Here is a 17,117-nt window from a genome sequence, read left to right on the forward strand (position 1 = left end):
CCCGCGCTCTCGATGAGGGCACAAAGTGTGCGCCCATCGCCTCTGCCATTGACGGACCGAGCCGGATAAAAAAGCTGGCCCAACGCCTGCATGGAGCGCAGGCATTTGAAACCGTGTTCTGCAGAGCGTCCTTAACTCATCGGACGGGCGCTGCAAAGTCAGCTCCTTTAATTGTAACGGCGACATTGAGCAATGGCGCAGGCGAGCATTTAGTATCGATTCACGCATGCTCTGGCCGGTGGAGTGGCTTGGCTACCCAACATACCATCAGGCCGCCGCTGGCTCAGGTCACTTTCGAAGCAAACCGATGCGTACACGGCGGCACCCTTCAAGAAAGGGTGGAATCGATTCGACGGTAAGACAGCGGTTGAGTCGATAAACCAGCTGACTCCGTCTGACTCGAATTGAGGGCGAACGCCGATGGAAAAGGCGCCGCTCGCACTTCGGCGGGCAACATGCTGCTCGCGCTAGATAACACTATCTCGGCTCCGCCCCCTCTCTCGAGGGGCTTCGACCGCGAGCTCTTTGCGGTAGCACAGACGCTCTTGTCGGGGCCGAACAATGGTACGCGATCCACGAACGACGCCCCTCGGAGCAAGGTGAGTAAGGTGGGGAGCGCGTGATGTATGTCAGCAATGCGGGTCAACGGAGATCTGCGGGCATCTTCCAAGGAAGCAGCGCGTCGTAGTCGTCAACGGTCCTTGCCAGAGGAAGACGTTGGAACAACCAGTGAAGGTAGCGATAGGGATCGATGCCCCCGGCTTTGCAGGTTTCGATCAGGCTGTAGAGGTTTGCACTTGCGTTCGCCCCCGCTACGGTGTCGCTAAAAAGCCATGAGCGGCGTCCGACGACGAATGGGCGAATCGCATTCTCGCAAGGGTTATTCGAGATGGCCCAAGTGCCGTTCTCGACGTAGCGGATCAGCTTCGGCCACTGCTCGCGCAGATAGGTCAGTGCCTTTCCGAGCAAACTTTTTGGTACGACACCCGGCGACTCCGCGAGGGCTAAAGCGTAGATGGCGTCGAGTATGCGCGTGCTGTATCGACGTCGCAATCGCTGTCGTCGCTCAGGCTTCCATTTCTTAGAGCGGGCCTCCGCAGCGAACAGCTTGCCGATCAGCGCGATGAATCGTGTCGCGAGCAGATCGGGCGAACGCGCGGCTTTCGGCACGTTCTCCTCCGCTTTGATGAAGTACCGTCTTAGGTGTGCCCAACATCCGAGGTGCACGAGGTCGTAGCGTTGAGCGATGTCGTTGTAGGGCTCGTAGCCATCAGTCATCAGAACCGCGCCCTTGCGGATCCCCGTGAACAGCTTGTCGGCCAGCTTGGTACCGCGTCCGGGCGTATAGCTGAAGCAGCGGATGGGGATGCCTGAATTGGTCATCTGCGCCCAGAGGTAGCTCTTCGTTTGCGGCTTGCGCCCTTTCTCTTTCAGTACCTGGAACGTCGTCTCGTCGCAGTAGATCAGTTCGGCATCGAGCAACGCATCGCGCATGAGGTTGATCACGGGCTGGGTCGCGAGGCCAACGCGAACCATGCTGGCGGCGATCGTGTTCGACGAGATGTCTCCGCCGAAGCGACACAGCAGACCGGCCTGGCGATAGAGCGGCATGCCGAACTGATATTTGCCGGTGGCGATCCATGCGAGCGCTGCTTCGCTCAACAGTCCGCGCGCGATGATGCGCGGCGGCGCTGGAGTGACCTTGATGCCGAGATCGCAGCACGGGCACGCATATTTAGCGCGCTGGTGTTGGATCACTCGAAGCTGCTCGGGGATCACATCGAGCTGCTCGCTGGTCTCCGCGCCGATCTCAACGAGCGCTTGCCCATCGTTCGTGCAAAAGCGTTCGGCTTCGGGCAATTCGTGCCGCACGACCTCGCGTGGCAGATTGGGATCAAGCGGCTTGCGGTGACCGCGCTTCTTGCGCTTGTGCGCGCCAACCGTCGTCTCTGGCGTGTCTTCTTGGGCAGGCGCGCTGTTCGCGCCGAGCACCTCGGCTTCGTTGAACAAGCCAAGTTGATCAGAATCTCGCGCCTCGCTCTTGGCGCCGAAAAGTTCGCGACGGTAGGCTCGGAGTCGCTCCTCAGCAAGATCGCGCTCTGCCGTCATAAGCCGCAAGGCGCCGCGTAAGGCCTCCTGTTCTTCTCCCAATGCACGAGCAGCATCGCGCTCGGCGAGCAACGCCTTCAATTCCTCGGCGGTGATCGTGACATTGATCGGCATGGCGGGTTAGACCAGCGCACGGCCTCACTGTTCAGCTCACGCGGCGATATTCCTGCTTCGGATGCCGTCGTATCGCGGTGATGTCATCGCCATCGAGCAACGCGTGCAACACGTTGGTCGTCATCGTCACGATCTCAGCCTTGTTGTCTGGCCAGATGAAGTGGCTGCTCTCCAATCGCTTTATCAAAAGCCAGAAACCACTGCCGTCCCAGCCAAGAATCTTTATTCGGTCACGGCGTCGGTTTCCGAAGATGTAAAGCGACGTGTCCATCGGATTTAGGCGCATCGACTGCTCGACGAGAATCGACAGACTGTTCATGCCGTAGCGGAAGTCGACAGGATCGCGGTGCAGGTAGACCTTCAGATTATCGTCGAACCGGAACACGGCATCCTCCCGAGCATCTGGACCACGGTGGTCAGCTCGTCGATGGTCGCCTCTGCGATGTCGAACTCAACACCGTTGGGCAAACGTATGTGCAAGGCAACCGTGATCGATGGTGTGCGCGCGGACACCGCTCCTTCAACCGTCACAGCCCCCTGAACGACCGGTACGAATGGTGATGGCACGTCGGGCGCGTGAGTCCGCAAGGCCGGCGGCGCGACATCAAGCGATGCCCTGTCTGCTGGCCTCAGTTCCTTCTCCGCCGAAGTCCGCGCCGCATGTGTCTTCTGATAGCGCGTGATCCACTCGCGCAACAGATTCGGGTTCAAGCCGTATTCCATCGCCGTACGCGCTATCGAAACGCCGGACGTCATGCACAACTGGACCAGTTCCTCGCGGGCTTGCGGATCGTATTCCCGGCGACCATCCCGCTTCGCGCCGACTACCAGACGGCTACGCAAATCTCGATCTTCTGTCATGTACTCTCATCCCAGCTGTCCACGTGGACAGGTAGCATCAGAGAATCACTCGTCCATTGCTAGGGCGTCCCTGAAGGACCGCATACGAACAATGTTCATGACGTGTTGGTCGGGATAGGTTGGTCGAGCGTACCAACGAATGACAACCGCGCCGTACGGCGCGGCTGGTCAGGAGATGATGCAGACGGCTCAGAACCGATGAATAATCCCCACGCCGGCAGCAAACATGCTTCTGGACGACGACGGGGTTGAACTGAAACCATCACCGATGGTGGCGGTTGCGTTGATAATGTTGCCAGCACCGTTAGTGCCTAGAGTCTGCCCATTCGCGCGTTGATAGGCTTGAAGGGCATACAGACCCGTGCGCTTTGACAACGCATAATATTCAGAAAGATTAAACTGCTGATATTGGGCACTGCTGCTGATTCCGTTCGCTTTCGTGGCGCGGGTGTAACTGTACGCGGCAGCGAGGTCCAACGGCGTGCTCGGCTTCCAGTGCAACTCAACGCCGCCAGTATTGAAAATCTCAAGATCACGGAATCTTGATCCCAGACCCGGAATGTATTGCACGTTGGTGTATGTCGCTCTGATGTCGAAAGAGCCGCTAAAAGCGTAGCTGGCGCCGACACCGAATCTTTGTTGCGCTTGAGCGGTTTGATAGCCGTTCGTGACAGCTGACACGCCGGCTTGGGCACCGTTATTGGACGTGGCGGAGTCTGCGCCGAATGCGCCTCCGCCAGGAGTCGAATTGTTGATTCGAGAAAATGCAACCCCGAATCCAATAGGGCCCTGAGTGTATTGAAGCCCCGTCGCCCACGTCGAGCCTCTATACACACTCCCCGCTACGTTCCCGAAGGAATACGAACCGCTAAATCTGAAGCCGGCGATGGTTGGCGACATGTATTCCAGGGTGTTGTTCGCGCGGTATGTCGTGTCAAGGCCGTCAACGTCGCCAGGATGCGCGGCGAAATACCCTGATGTCCAGTTGGTCGGTCCAAATTGCTGCAGGATCTGATAATACGAAGCATATTGGCGGCCCGCCGTAAGTATCCCATATCGATCGTTTGTCAACCCGACGAAGGCCTGTCGGTTGAACAGTAATCCGCTTACGGACTGTGCGCCAGTCGAAGAGTTGAATCCTGCCTCCAACTGCGAGATTGCTTTAGTACCGCCACCAAGATCCTCGGCTGTCTTAAAGCCGAAACGGCTGCCTGCCCAGACGCCGGTTGTCATTTTGATAGCGGATCGACCACCTGAGGTTGATCCCAAAGTGGTCTGGCTTGTCTGGTAGCTGAACCCCTGGTCTACGATCCCGTAGAGCGTGACGCTACTCTGGGCGTGTGCCGCGGATTGCCAAAGCGCCGCTGTACCCACAACAATAAGCGCCGATTGAAACTGCTGCCTCTTCATCTCCATTTCTCCTTTGTGGTTAGCTTTCGATGGAAGCCTGATTTTCACTACGTAAGTAGGACTACTATAGAAAGACGGGGCGCGATAGCTAACGTGCACTATCGCGGAACTGCAGCTTTAGGCAGGCAGATCCCGTTCTTGAAAAGCTTGGTAAACGTATTGGGGCGCCGAAACGATCGGAAGACTTTGCGCGCCCCTATGATCCCTCTCCCGCCATCTTCGAGCGAGGGATGCGATTTGTTGTTGGGGCGCAAACAGGCAGACTCTAATCATCGGTCACGCCCCGTGATGCGTGAAGTACGTGTCCGCTTCAATCCGCCAATCGATAAACACGAGCGGCAGTACCGCTGAAAAGACATTGACGCTCGGTTTCCGAGAATTGGCGCGTCAGTTTTTTGAACGCGTTCCAAAGCACCTGGTAACTACACATTCCGCGATCTACGGGAAAGTTGCTTTCGAACATGCAACGTTGCGGGCCGAATAGTTCGATACAGACATCAAAATATCGCTTCCAGTTTTCGACTAGTACGTCGGAGGAAGGTGGTTCAGGAAGTTCGTTAAACGCGAATCCACCATATCGCATGGCGAGTCCGCCGAGCTTGATCACTGCGTTTTCACACCGCGAAACGATTTCCAGCTTCTTTCGCCATTCGACGAAGACGTCTTCGCGCCGATCGGCATAAGGGCCAATACCGAGCGGACCGCCTGCATGATTAACCACGACGGTAAGGTCGGGGTTGTCGCGACAGACCTGAGCCACTTCGTCCAGTTGGGTGAAGAACGCCCAAAGGTCCAGCGAGAGCCCAAACTTGGAGATTGATCTCACAGCGGCCATCGCCTCAGGACGCGAGAGGACGTTCGGCACATTATCGGCTGGCAAGACCTCCTTGCTCTCGTGCCAAACGATAGTCGGACGCACTCCGCGGAAACGGTCACCTCCAGCCGCCAAGTGAGATTCCAGGACAGGCTCGACCCGATTCCCAAGTAGCAGGTCGACGGTTCCAACGATCCCGGCACAAACCTTCGTCGGACCATAGAGGCCGCTGGCGCTCTGAGCCGCAATTCCGTTGATGAACTCCGTTTCTCCAACCGGCTTAAACTCTTCAGGACCAGAGGCACGGTACATGGATCTGCACTGTAGATGTACAGTTGCGACGACGTTATGCCCGGATGTGAAGTCCTGCAGGGCCTCGTCTAGGAGGTACCGGTCGCCAGGATGATCCCAGAGATGATGGTGCGGGTCGATAATCGGTAGCGCAGGCTCTACGATTTCTTCTTTGCGCCGTGCGAGCCATGCTAAGTCTGCAACCGGGTGAGCTTTCAGCGCCGCTTGGATTGATTCGTCAGGCATGGGTGATTGGGTACGCGTGAGGGTTAGCAGTTTCGAGAGCAGGACGCTCGCAATCGGTCATTACTGATCTCGCTAGGGCAAGACGCTCGCAATCGGTCATTACTTGTCTCAAAGGGCATGGGTGCAATGGGGTAGTCCACTCAGTCGCACCCCGCCTTCTTGTAGGACTCAGGTCGAGGCGTTTGCTTGACGCGACTTATCATCCTGCCCAGCTGAACGGTTAACGAGAGAGTAGTGAGGTTTGCTAGCCATGATTGCGACCAAGCTAACGAACCCAATGAACATGGTGTATCCAAAGAATAGGCGAATGCCTCCACCTTGCGCTGCGATGAGTGCGGTTGCCACGATGGGCAGCGGGCCTCCGAAGATAGCGCCAGAGGTTTGGTATCCAGCGGAGATTCCAGTGTAGCGAACAGAAGTCGGAAACATGTCTGCAAAAAGTGAAGCTTGAGAGCCGTGACAGGCCGCGTGTCCAATACCCAGCACGAAGACATAGCCCACTACGATTCCAATGTAAGACTTTGATTCAACTGCGAAACAGAAGGGGAGCGCAGAAGCGAGGAGTACAAAGATGCCCCACACGAAGACCTTTCTTCGACCGATCTTGTCTGCCAGCGCACCGTACATCGGGATGGTGAACATCTCGACTGCCGCACCGATACATACGGCGATCAGCATATCCGACTGGTTCATGCCGAGCTTTGATACGGTGTAGGAAACCATTGCTACAGCGCATGTATAGAAAAAGGTGTTCGGCGCTGCTTGGGCAAACATTACGCCGAAGAGCTGCCTCGGATATTCGCGAAGGACGGTCATAAACGGAACCTTCTCGATGTTTCCCGAAGCCTTGGCCTTGATGAAGGCAGGAGACTCAGAAACCTTATTTCGGATGTACATGCCTACGCCGAGCATCCCTGCGCTGAGAAGGAACGGGACTCGCCATCCCCAGTCCATAAGGGCCTGCTTGTCCAGGTTGATCATCAACAGGAACGTTGCGTTTCCGAGTAGCAAGCCAAAAAACGAGGCGCTCTGCGGAACGCTGCCGAACAGCCCGCGTTTCGACTCATCAGCGTGCTCGACCACTGCGACGATAGCGCCGCCATACTCGGCACCAGCGGAAAGGCCCTGCAAGATGCGAAGCAAGACTAGGAGAATCGCGCCGACCGATCCCGCAGTCTCATAGGTGGGGAGAAAACCGATCAGAGTGGTCGCCGCGCCCATGATGATGAAGCTCCAGAGCAGCGTCGTTTTCCGCCCAATCTTGTCACCAAGGTGACCGGCAATAACGCCTCCGATCGGACGAACCAACCAGGCCGTGGCAAATGCCATGAACCCCAAGATGGTTCCAATGGTGGGATCGAAGGTCGGGAAAAATAGCTTGTTTAGAAAGAGCGCGGAAATGATCCCGAAGATAAAGAAGTCATACCACTCGATGGTGGAACCAATGAAGGTCGACGCGACGATCAAGCGCCGCTGGCGGACGCTGGAGCTAGGGGCATATGTATCCATGTAGTGTCTCCGTTCGACCCGGTTTGAGTCTGTTTTATTGAGGCAATCGCAAAGTTTCGAAAGCAAGATCAATCTAGCTCGGTTTACGGTTGTGGTCAATAAATTCAGAATCGGTTCCGTTCAGTGAAACTTGATGACCGTCGTCTCCTGCACGCATAATGCATATGGCTCGAAACCTAGAAGCTTCGCAAGGCACCTATTGCGCATCAACTTGTCTCACTATACAGTACTTTTTAACGCCCGAACTCAGGGTATTCGCGGGGATGCGTGAGCCGTTCTTTGGCAGAACAGGTGCTGTCGCATTCCTTTGGATTGATGGAGAGGAAACTAGATGAACGTTCTTGTCACCGGCGGTGCTGGCTTTCTTGGCGCCTATCTCTCGAATGCACTTCAAGCTGCTGGGCACGTGGTCTACACCTACGACATTGCGTCACCGCCTGAGGAGCTCTTGCATATTTCTCCCTTTTTGGAGAGCAACCTGCGTCGCGGGGCGATCGGTGACATTGACCGTTTGCTTGCTGTGTGCCGGTCGGACAAAATTGATGCCATCGTGCACGCGGCTGCCAGGGTGGGGCTCGAACCATCGCTGGACGATCCGGGTGGGTTCTATCAAACCAACGTGATGGGTCTGGTCAACGTCTGCGAGGTGGCTAGACAACTAGGGCTAGGCAAGGTGGTCTTTGTTTCAAGCAACACTGCATGTCATGCGGGGGTTGGCACCGTTCAGAAAGAGACGGACCCGGCGTTCTCTATCACGCGAGCTAACCCTTCGGCGCACTACGGAACGTCCAAGATGATTGGCGAAGCTATCGGGTTGTCGTACGCCGACTTCCACGATCTGGAGTTCGTTGCGCTTCGGGTTGCCGCGGTGTATGGCTTTGGCATGCGCATTCCGCTTTACATCAAGCCAATGGTTGAAAACTCTGTCGCGGGAAGGCCGACGCGCTTTGAAACCGGAGGGCGGATGAAGAGGGATTTGACTCATGTGCTGGACGTGAGCCGCGCCATCGCACTCGCGCTGGATTGTCCGAAAATCGCTCGTGGAACTTCTCGGGTTTTAAATATTGCGGCGGGGCGGCTTGTTTCGCCTGCGGAGATTGCGGAAATCGTCCGTCGATTCGTTCCCGGAGCGGATATCGAGATTGGCAACGAGCTCACGGCAATCGAGGAAGAGAACCTCAAGTCGCGTGTTCCTTTGGACGTAACCTTAGCTCGGGAGGTCCTTGGCTGGTCTCCAGCCTGGTCTATCGAAGAAGGAATCGAAGAGTACGCACAGCGCTTCCGGGATTATCTGAAGGCGATTTAAGGCTGCGCCATGGCGTCTGCTAACGCCATGGCTCACGACGCAGCATTAGCGCGACGGAACGGACCCGAAGGCACGCGGTGGCAAGATGAGTTCGTCACCAGCATCGGCAATCGCCTCTGTGAGCATCTGCCCTGCTTTCACAACTTCGTTGCAGTAGGCCGGTAGGTTCTTTCGTTCCAATCGGTCCTCCCCGCCTGCGATGCCGACACTTCCGACGGCGAGTCCTTCTGCGTTGAAAACGGGTGCCGACACTCCGAAAACGCCTTGATTGAACTCGCCGTGGCTGACAACAAAGCCGTCCTTTCGGATTGCCGCGAGTTTTTCTCGGAAGCCTTGCCAGTCAGTGCCCAGTGCCGCGCGCGCGATTGTGCGCTGATGTTGCTGAAAGATGCTTCTGAGCCGATGAGGGGGCACATACGGGAGGATCACCTTGGATGCAGCCCCAGAGAAGAGCGGCCGCCGTTGGCCTCGTGAGAAGAGATTAGGCGGGCTTCCTTCGGATAGGTCCTCCCTGATGCACATTACCGAATCCCGATATAGCGCACAAAGAAGGGCTGAATGCCCTGTACGCTTCACCAACTGGCGAAGAATCTTCCCCCCGGCCTTGTACAGCGGGTCGGACATGCGGATTTGACGGTCGAACTCAACGAATCGCGGGCCCAGGACGTATTTTCCGTTGGCAACCGCTTCAATCAGACCAGCTTCGTGAAGCGCTTTTATGTACCGATAGGACGTTGATCGTGACGTGCCCAAGTAATTCACCAGGTCGCTCACGGGTCGGACGGGTGCCGCTGGCGTAAACAGGTCGAGTATGCCCAACATGCGCCCGATGCTCGTCTGTGCTTCGCTTTCTTTTTTCGAGGCAGCTTCCGTGGAGTCGCTCAACTGTGATGTTTGCTTTGCAGTCGCTTTGGGCATTTTCTGCATTCCGTGTGGCTTAACCTGCGAAAAGTGGACCGGTTTGCTGGATCGGCCCAACTACTCGAGCGCTCACTGCTGAGGATTTGAGGACCGGTATTGTTCTCGCAATAAATGCGACGCAATTATATCAGAATGCGAGAATTTATTCGTATAATGAATAATTGAGTGGAAACTTCCGATCCCCGCGGATGTCTGCGTTCGGCCGAGCGGACTAGTCGAGCTGTCCTCAATACGTCGGTTCCCTACGCAGTCCACCGCTCGAAGAATTCCGCCTTCACTGTACCGTTAGATCGAGCTTGGCGCGGCTACACGTATGATGTCCGCCGCGTCTTCGAGCTCCTCAATGCGCCAAGAGCGCTGGCACATGGTTGTCGCCTCGAACCTAGAAATGTGAAGGAGCGCCTGTTGGTAGTATTTTTCGTTGATGTCATCGTCAGACATCGGGTTCATAACGCTTCCCTTGCAGTGCTCGATGGAAACAGTTTGCTCCTCGCCGCTCGCCAAAAGGACATGCAGGACAGCACTTTCTGGAGGGATGGCATCATCCGTAAGCACGTTGATGCGATCCCTGAGTTGTGCAATACGCACGTCCTGAACCACTTGAGACTGGCCCTCAGCGATGCTGGCGCGGCCGTACCAAAGTGCGGTTGCCACCCAATGAAACAGACTGACCTTAGCCTCGAGCACGTTCTCCGGATGCCGCCGAAAGCCGAGTGCCATCGCGGACGGATGTGTGTGAAGGCGGACCTCTCTAATCTGGCGGCTGCGGTCTGCGCCTTGAGAGTGGTGCCATTGAAGAGCCGCATTGACGACCGGATGTATGACGGCCCCACACGGATAAGGTTTGTAAGCGAGAGCTTCCACCTCGAACGGGCTGCCAAGGGGAGGTAAGAGATATTCAAAGTGAGGCGTCCTGGAGAACAGACTCAAATATCCGTACTTTCCTTCCAATGGAGCACGAGGGCCGTCGAACCCGTGCTGCGCGAGAATCGCCGCGCGCAACCCGGTTTGTGCCGCATGACCAAAAATTAAGGTGGCACTCATGCTGCCATGAGCAGCTCTAAATCCGGACGACTGAGTGGCGGCGATTCCTATCGCCCAGCCAATCTGCTCGGAGGTCAGTCGGAGTGCTTTGGCCGCAGCCGCTGCTGCGCCAACGCCGGCGGCAATGCCCGTCTGCGACCATCCGATATCGCCCTGAGCGGGAGGAACCGATACCGCCTTACTCAACCGACCGGCGATTTCGATGCCGAGCACCATCGACAGCAAGAAGTCGCTGCCAGTCAGGCGCTGCCGTTCTGCGAGAGCCAGAAGGGTCGTAGCGACTGCGCCACTGGGGTGTAAGAGCGCTTCCGAATGGGTGTCGTCAAACGAATAGGCCGCGGAGCTTAGGGCATTGATTAAAGCGGCCGTGAGAACATCTACGCGTTCAGGTCGGCCGAGAAGCGTACAGGTTTGGCCTCCGGCAAGCGGGATCAGTGCTCTAGCAGCCGTCTCGACGATTTCATGGCGGGATCCGCCGATACAACATCCTAAGATGTTGACCAAGGCTCGCTTCGCTGATTCACGCGACGACGGCGATAGATCGGTTGATGTCGTGCGAAAGACGAACGAGGCAACGTCGTGAGTGAGCGTATCCGGCGGTGCTTTATCGTTCATGAGGTTTCCGTTGATCCGAATGCAGGTGCATCACTGGCGTCTGGTCATTGTTTCAGCCGACGCCGGTGGGCTAGACAATTACATAGATGATCGAGTTGCTCGAATTGCTCTCTAAGGGGCCCAAGGGCTATTGTTTGCCGCCGTTCAACTCTTCCGTATTGCGCAGTGACTGAGACTGCATGTAGAGGAAAACCTTCATGCTATCTTCGTCGCGATATCCGGCTGCCGCGGCTTCCTCATAGAGTTCAAGGATGCGCGGAGCGATCCAGGTAGGGGCGCCACACCGCTGCGCCTCCTCTAACAAGAGCGCTTCATCTTTTAGGCCAATGGTCAACGGGCCGTTGAACTTAAAGGTTCCCGTAAGAATTGCCGCCGGTACCTTGTCAGTGGTGGTGTAGTTGCGCGCAGAACCAGCATTGAAGACATCGTTAAGGACCTTCGGGTCAAGTCCAGCCTTGATACCCATCGCAAGGCCTTCAAACACCGCGAGGCGACCGGCCGCGGAGATGTGATTGTTGATCACCTTTGCGACTTGGGAGACCCCCGGTTTGGCGCCAAGATAGAACAGCTTGGCTGCGAGTTTTTCTAGCACGGGTTTCCCAAGTTCGAAATCGTCCTCGGCGCCCGAGGCCAAGATTGCGAGAGTGCCGGCGCGTGCTCCAGGCGGACCGCCACTGACTGGCGCATCAATCATCCCGACACCGTCATCCCGTAGACGCGAAGCAATCGACTCGATCGTGCTGCTTCCAATAGTCGAGGTTTCAATATAGACGCATATTTCCTTGCCTTTGACCACGCCGAACTCGCCAAGGGCGACATCGAGGCTTGCTTCTCGCGAGGGCATCGATGCGATCACGATCGAACATGCATTCGCCACTTCCAACGGGCTTGCTGCAACCTTTGCTCCCAATCGTTGCAGTTCCTGCAGTGCTTCGGGATTGCGGTCGCACACAGTGAGATCGACACCTTGCTCGAGCAGGCGTAGAGCCATCGGCTTCCCCATGTTGCCTACGCCAATTAGTCCCACTCTTAACGGATTCATTGATGCCTCACACAAGAAAAATTTATTCAATGCTTGCCGCTCTTTGCCCCCAACCTGCTGGCAGCTTGCCCGATGGCAGGGGAAGTTCTGCGGCATTAAGAATGAAAGCAAGCGTCGTGTAGTAGCCGCATACCGCGAGAACATCAAGGCTCGTCGCGCTACCGAATCGGCTTTTCAACGCACTGAAGGCGGAGTCCGATGGGCGGCCCTGCCAGGCAGTTTCGTACGCAAAATCGTAGATTAGTGAAGCGTCCGAATCCAGCGCATCCGGCCTTCGTCCCGTGCCCAATGACGTAATTACTTCATCTGACAAGCCAGCCTCCCGCCCAATACGCGCATGGGCGAGCCATTCATAGTCGCTGGACCATCGATGGGCGGTGACTAGAACAGCTATCTCGACCAAATGTCCTGGCAATCCTGTTCGAAAACGCAGATGTTCCCCGAGCGCCTGCAAGTGATTTGCGAGTTCGGGGTTATGAATCAATGCGATAAAGGGACCTTTTAGCGATCCTCTGGGGCCAGCGGCGATTGCGTCAGCGACTTGTCGCTGTCGAGGTGACATATCGTCTCGAGTCAGAATTTCATATTTGCTCATGCTTGATCTCTATGCTGTTCGCGAGAATATGGCTCGTTTCAAAAGCGCGGTCATGCGTAAGGGACGGCATGCGCGCCCTTGCGACCGACACGACGTCAAGGTCGATCTCGGCGCAGATGATATCTGGCGCTTCGCCGGCCGCGGCAACCTCCTGCCCGTCCGGGTCGACGATTAAGGAGTGTCCGTAAGTCTCGTGACCGCCCGGGTGCGTCCCACAGGCGGCCGGAGCGACAACGAAGGCGCGATTTTCGATCGCGCGCGCTTTCAACAGGGTATGCCAATGTAGCGATCCTGTCGCCCGGGTGAATGCGGACGGCACAAGGAGAATCTGAGCACCCGACTGCGCCAAGGCCCGATAAAGTGCTGGAAAGCGCAGGTCATAGCAGACAGTAATTCCCAGCCGTCCCCAGGGAGTGCTAACAAGAACGGCTCTTGTCCCCGGCGTGTAGGAAGACGATTCGCGAATTGTCCTCCCGCTTGGTAACGTGGCGTCGAACATATGGATCTTGTCGTATCGGGCAACGATTTCCCCTTGATCCGAGATGACAATTGACCGGTTAACGATGTTGCCTTCGTCTGTGCGAATGACGAGGGAGCCGAGTATCAGCCAGATGCGATGCTTTCGAGCAATCGAGACGAATTGAGGCAGTGCTAGATGATCTTCCTCACGAGCTGCGCTGTCGCGCATCGAACGGCCGCTCGCATGTAAGAAGAAGCTATATTCAGGGGTGGCGACTAGTGTCGCTCCCCTTTGGGCCGCGATCTCAATCGAACGTGAGACCTGATCTATGTTGGCTCGTAGGTCATCTGTCGGCGTAGTTTGCACACAACCGACGATGAAGCGTTCGTTGCTCATGACTTTGCGATACCAAGGATCAATCGAGCTTCGTCCGGAGTGGCCAAACGTGTTCCGAGAAGCTCGACAAGCTGTGAAGCTTTGCGCACAAGGGAGGCGTTGTCCGGGGCGAGCACCCCTTTTTCCAGATAAAGGTTATCCTCCAGGCCTACGCGTACATGGCCGCCGAGAAGCACCGATTGCGCGACCATTGGAAATTCCGACCTCGAGACTCCGAACGCAGCCCATTGTGAACCGACCGGCAATAGACTCTTCATCGCCGCGAGTATCTCGGGAGTGGCTGGTGCTCCCCACGGCACGCCAAGGACCATCTGAAAGAGCGGCGTCGGTTCGAGCAGGCCTCGACGGATCATATCGATAGCCAACGCCACGTGTCCCGAGTCGAAGACTTCCAGTTCCGGTTTAACCCCAGCTCTGCGGACTTCTGCCGCAATGGCCTCCACGTGCGCCGGCACGTTGATGAGCGCACCTTTGCCGAAGTTCAGTGTGCCCATATCCAGACTGCAAATCTCAGGCTTCAATTCCAAGATATGGTGGACGCGCTCAACAGGTGGACGGAGGTTGGACCCTGCGCCCGCCAGGTTTGCTTCCGTGTCGCTAGGCACGAACCGGGCGCCCGGGCCGGTTGTGAGGTTGACGATGACGGGACTTCCACTGTCGCGAATGCGATCTACAACCTCGCGGTACAGCGCAAGATCCATACTTGGTTTGCCTGACTCGGGATTGCGAACGTGAATGTGAGCGATCGCCGCACCCGCTTCGCAGGCTTCAATTGCGGCGGTGGCAATTTGAGCGGGCGTCACGGGGACAGCCGGATATCGTCCGGCGGTGTCGTCACCGCCAGTGACTGCGCAAGTAAGGATGACAGGCTGCTGCAAGATAATCCCTCAATATGTCAATGAAAAACGCGTCACTGTGCTAGGTGACATCGTGAACTTGGTGAGCCGACTCATGCTGACTGTCGGCCAGCCGTTCGATCGGGTGGGGCACGATTAAGTCGTCAACGGTCAACAAACCCGATCATTGCCTTGACTTCGAGATACTCTTCCAAACCGAACACTCCCATCTCCCGCCCGTTCCCTGACTGTTTGTAACCACCCATCGGCGCCGCCGGGTTCGAAGCGACTCCGTTCAGAAAAACACGGCCTGCGCGCATGCGAGATCCGACTTCGTGTCCCGTTTTCCTGTCGGATGTAAATACATAGGCCCCGAGGCCGTAGCGGGTGCCATTGGCAATTTCCAATGCTTGTTCTATGGAGCGATAAGGCATGACAGCGAGTACGGGGCCAAAGATTTCCTCTTGTGCAATCGTCATCTCTGGCTTTACGTCTGCGAACACAGTCGGCTTGACGAAGTAGCCGCTCGTGAGTTCTGGCGGGCGTCCAAGCCCCCCACAAACGAGGCGAGCGCCTTCGTCGATACCCTTCTGGATGTACATTTGTACTCGATCGAATTGAGCCTTGTTCACGACCGGACCAAGGGTCGTTGAAGCGTCCTCCGGATCTCCAACTTTGATCTTTTTGACCTCTTCACAAAGCAGGTCGATAGCCTGATCAAGCTGGTCCTCATGTACAAGCATGCGAGACGGAGCGTGACAAGATTGTCCGCTGTTAGAGAAGCAGCGAGCAATGTTCCACTGGGCGGCCTGACGAAGGTCAGCGTCGGGCAACACGATGTTGGCAGACTTGCCGCCGAGTTCCTGACAGACGCGCTTGACGGATGCCGCGGCCGCTTGAGCTACCTGCACTCCCGCCCTGGTCGAACCGGTAAAGGATACGAGGTCAATATCTGGATGGGTGCTGATAGCATGGCCCACCGTTGGCCCATCGCCGATCACCAGATTAAACACGCCCGGCGGAACACCCGCTGCGTCCAGAATTTCAGTCAGAATGATGGCGCTCAGTGGCGTGAACTCGCTTGGCTTGGCAACAACGGTACAGCCCGCTGCAAACGCGGACGACAACTTCGTGCAGAGAATTTGCACGGGCCAGTTCCACGCGGTGATAAGTCCGCAGACACCGATAGGCTCGCGTCGAATGACGTTGACGCCCTCCTGAACTTCGAAGTTGTATCCGCGAAGGGTGGTAATCGCCTGTTGGAAACCCTGTAGCGCAGCTTGGGTCATGATGACCTGCGACTTAGGAGAGCCCATCTCAAGGGTGATAGCGGCCATCAGATCCTTCTGGCGTGCTTGGTAGACCTCGATGATTCTCTCGAACAGGGCAATCCTTTCCTCCTTGGAGGTTTCGGAGAAGGAGGGAAATGCCTTTCTGGCCGCCTTGACGGCGAGATCCACGTCGCGCGCGCTCGCGAGACAGACGCTTGCAATCGGCTTCTCAGTTGTTGGGCTGATCAGTTCGAGCCTTTTCGGGTCGACCGGAGCTACCCATTGGCCATCAATATAAATTGTCTCGTGATTTCTCATGACGTTAAGCCTCTTCTCAGCAATGGGACGAAAGCGCGAGGCCGCTTTCAAAGTATGTGGACTCGACCTTAGTGCGACTCAGTTACTGTGGGTGTAACCGCCGTCGCACGCGATTGTTTGGCCGGTTATGAAAGCCGAAGCGTTCGTGGAGAGGAAGATCGCAAGCCCCACCAAGTCTGTGGGCAACTGGCCCTTGCGCAGACATTGTTCGCTGAGAAGCTGGACGCGTCGCTCCTGCGTTGGATTAACAGCGCGGTCAACCTCCGTCGCGACGGCTCCCGGGCGGATCGCGTTTACCGTGATGCCGAATGGTCCGAGTTCACGAGCAAGAGAATTCGTCATTCCGATGATTGCGGACTTCGATGTGACGTAGTGGAGGTAGTTAGCGACCCCCCTAGGGACAGAGTCAGAAGATGTGTTGATAATGCGTCCCCAGTTGGCCTTGCGCATGGCCGGAGCGACGGCCCTTGCGCATAGAAAAGTGCCAGTGATGTTGATGCGCATCACACGCTCCCATTCTTCAAGGGGAATTTCATCAAAAGGGCGCTTTGGCAGGGTTGCGAAGATTGCTGCGTTATTAATGAGCGTATCTACGCGGCCGTACTTGTTGAGGGCGCTCTCAACCATCGCGTCGACAGATTCCCTATCGCCCACGTCCACGGATACGGCCATGGACCGACCGCCAGCTCGCTCGATCTCGGCACAAACCCGTTTCGCGTTTTCGACGTTCAGATCCGCCACAACTGGGATCGCGCCGGCCGCCGCAAACTGCCGCGCATACTCGCGCCCGATCCCTTGACCTGCTCCAGTGATGACTACCACGCGCTCCTTAACGCTGAAATCGCGAGCCGACTCGGGCACGCCTGAGTCATCGGGTGCGTGAACGCTTGTTTGTTGATTCATCTCGAGTCTCCGATATCTAAAAGCATGAGCAGCTTCATACAAAGCTGGCTAGGTAG

At 56.6% G+C, this 17,117-nt stretch carries 15 protein-coding genes; 1 reads left to right on the forward strand and 14 read right to left on the reverse strand.

Features of this window, described 5'->3' with window-relative positions:
* Positions 1–642 precede the first annotated feature (642 nt).
* The 6 genes from tnpC to AWB75_RS28375 form a co-directional block, all read right to left on the reverse strand.
* The gene (tnpC, locus tag AWB75_RS28350) at positions 643–2,223 is read right to left on the reverse strand and encodes an IS66 family transposase (RefSeq protein ID WP_061127341.1); all 1,581 of its coding nucleotides are present in this window, start codon (positions 2,221–2,223) and stop codon (positions 643–645) included.
* A gap of 31 nt (positions 2,224–2,254) precedes the next feature.
* Positions 2,255–2,608, reverse strand: a complete 354-nt coding sequence (gene tnpB, locus AWB75_RS28355; RefSeq protein WP_008344887.1) for an IS66 family insertion sequence element accessory protein TnpB — start codon at positions 2,606–2,608, stop codon at positions 2,255–2,257.
* Positions 2,584–3,084, reverse strand: coding sequence for a transposase (locus AWB75_RS28360; RefSeq protein WP_061127342.1), 501 nt, complete (start codon positions 3,082–3,084; stop codon positions 2,584–2,586). Before AWB75_RS28360 ends, tnpB begins: the two co-directional genes overlap by 25 nt.
* Before the next feature lie 189 nt (positions 3,085–3,273).
* Positions 3,274–4,494 (reverse strand): porin, encoded by a 1,221-nt coding sequence (locus tag AWB75_RS28365; RefSeq protein ID WP_061127382.1) that lies wholly within the window; start codon positions 4,492–4,494, stop codon positions 3,274–3,276.
* A 310-nt stretch (positions 4,495–4,804) separates the two neighbouring features.
* Positions 4,805–5,845, reverse strand: a complete 1,041-nt coding sequence (locus AWB75_RS28370; RefSeq protein ID WP_061127343.1) for an amidohydrolase family protein — start codon at positions 5,843–5,845, stop codon at positions 4,805–4,807.
* A gap of 168 nt (positions 5,846–6,013) precedes the next feature.
* Entirely contained in the window at positions 6,014–7,354 is a 1,341-nt protein-coding gene (locus AWB75_RS28375; RefSeq protein ID WP_061127344.1) for an MFS transporter, read from the reverse strand.
* Between the two features lie 331 nt (positions 7,355–7,685).
* Here AWB75_RS28375 and AWB75_RS28380 point away from each other — a divergent pair, with 331 nt between their 5' ends.
* Positions 7,686–8,660, forward strand: coding sequence for an NAD-dependent epimerase/dehydratase family protein (locus AWB75_RS28380; RefSeq protein ID WP_061127345.1), 975 nt, complete (start codon positions 7,686–7,688; stop codon positions 8,658–8,660).
* A 45-nt stretch (positions 8,661–8,705) separates the two neighbouring features.
* Here AWB75_RS28380 and AWB75_RS28385 read toward each other — a convergent pair whose 3' ends face one another.
* The 8 genes from AWB75_RS28385 to AWB75_RS28415 all read right to left on the reverse strand — a co-directional run bounded on the left by AWB75_RS28385 (position 8,706) and on the right by AWB75_RS28415 (position 17,061).
* A complete protein-coding gene (locus AWB75_RS28385; protein ID WP_159462814.1) occupies positions 8,706–9,578 on the reverse strand; it encodes an IclR family transcriptional regulator in 873 nt (290 codons plus the stop codon).
* 288 nt (positions 9,579–9,866) lie between these two features.
* On the reverse strand, positions 9,867–11,240 hold the full coding sequence (locus AWB75_RS28390; protein ID WP_087086941.1) for an MmgE/PrpD family protein: 1,374 nt from the start codon (positions 11,238–11,240) through the stop codon (positions 9,867–9,869).
* Positions 11,241–11,367: 127 nt separating this feature from the next.
* Positions 11,368–12,312: an NAD(P)-dependent oxidoreductase gene (locus AWB75_RS28395; protein ID WP_159462815.1), complete on the reverse strand. Its 945-nt coding sequence runs from the start codon at positions 12,310–12,312 to the stop codon at positions 11,368–11,370.
* Positions 12,305–12,877: a carboxymuconolactone decarboxylase family protein gene (locus tag AWB75_RS37340; protein ID WP_143746520.1), complete on the reverse strand. Its 573-nt coding sequence runs from the start codon at positions 12,875–12,877 to the stop codon at positions 12,305–12,307. The genes AWB75_RS28395 and AWB75_RS37340 overlap by 8 nt, the downstream gene beginning before the upstream one ends.
* On the reverse strand, positions 12,864–13,733 hold the full coding sequence (locus AWB75_RS28400) for a carbon-nitrogen hydrolase family protein (protein ID WP_061127349.1): 870 nt from the start codon (positions 13,731–13,733) through the stop codon (positions 12,864–12,866). Before AWB75_RS28400 ends, AWB75_RS37340 begins: the two co-directional genes overlap by 14 nt.
* Positions 13,730–14,614 (reverse strand): BKACE family enzyme, encoded by an 885-nt coding sequence (locus tag AWB75_RS28405; RefSeq protein WP_407642176.1) that lies wholly within the window; start codon positions 14,612–14,614, stop codon positions 13,730–13,732. The genes AWB75_RS28400 and AWB75_RS28405 overlap by 4 nt, the downstream gene beginning before the upstream one ends.
* A gap of 119 nt (positions 14,615–14,733) precedes the next feature.
* Positions 14,734–16,158 carry an aldehyde dehydrogenase family protein gene (locus tag AWB75_RS28410; protein WP_061127351.1) on the reverse strand — a complete coding sequence of 475 codons (1,425 nt, stop codon included), beginning with the start codon at positions 16,156–16,158 and terminating at the stop codon, positions 14,734–14,736.
* A 78-nt stretch (positions 16,159–16,236) separates the two neighbouring features.
* Entirely contained in the window at positions 16,237–17,061 is an 825-nt protein-coding gene (locus AWB75_RS28415; protein ID WP_061127352.1) for an SDR family NAD(P)-dependent oxidoreductase, read from the reverse strand.
* Positions 17,062–17,117 lie beyond the last annotated feature (56 nt).

The organism is Caballeronia catudaia (assembly GCF_001544755.2).
Taxonomy (GTDB): domain Bacteria; phylum Pseudomonadota; class Gammaproteobacteria; order Burkholderiales; family Burkholderiaceae; genus Caballeronia; species Caballeronia catudaia.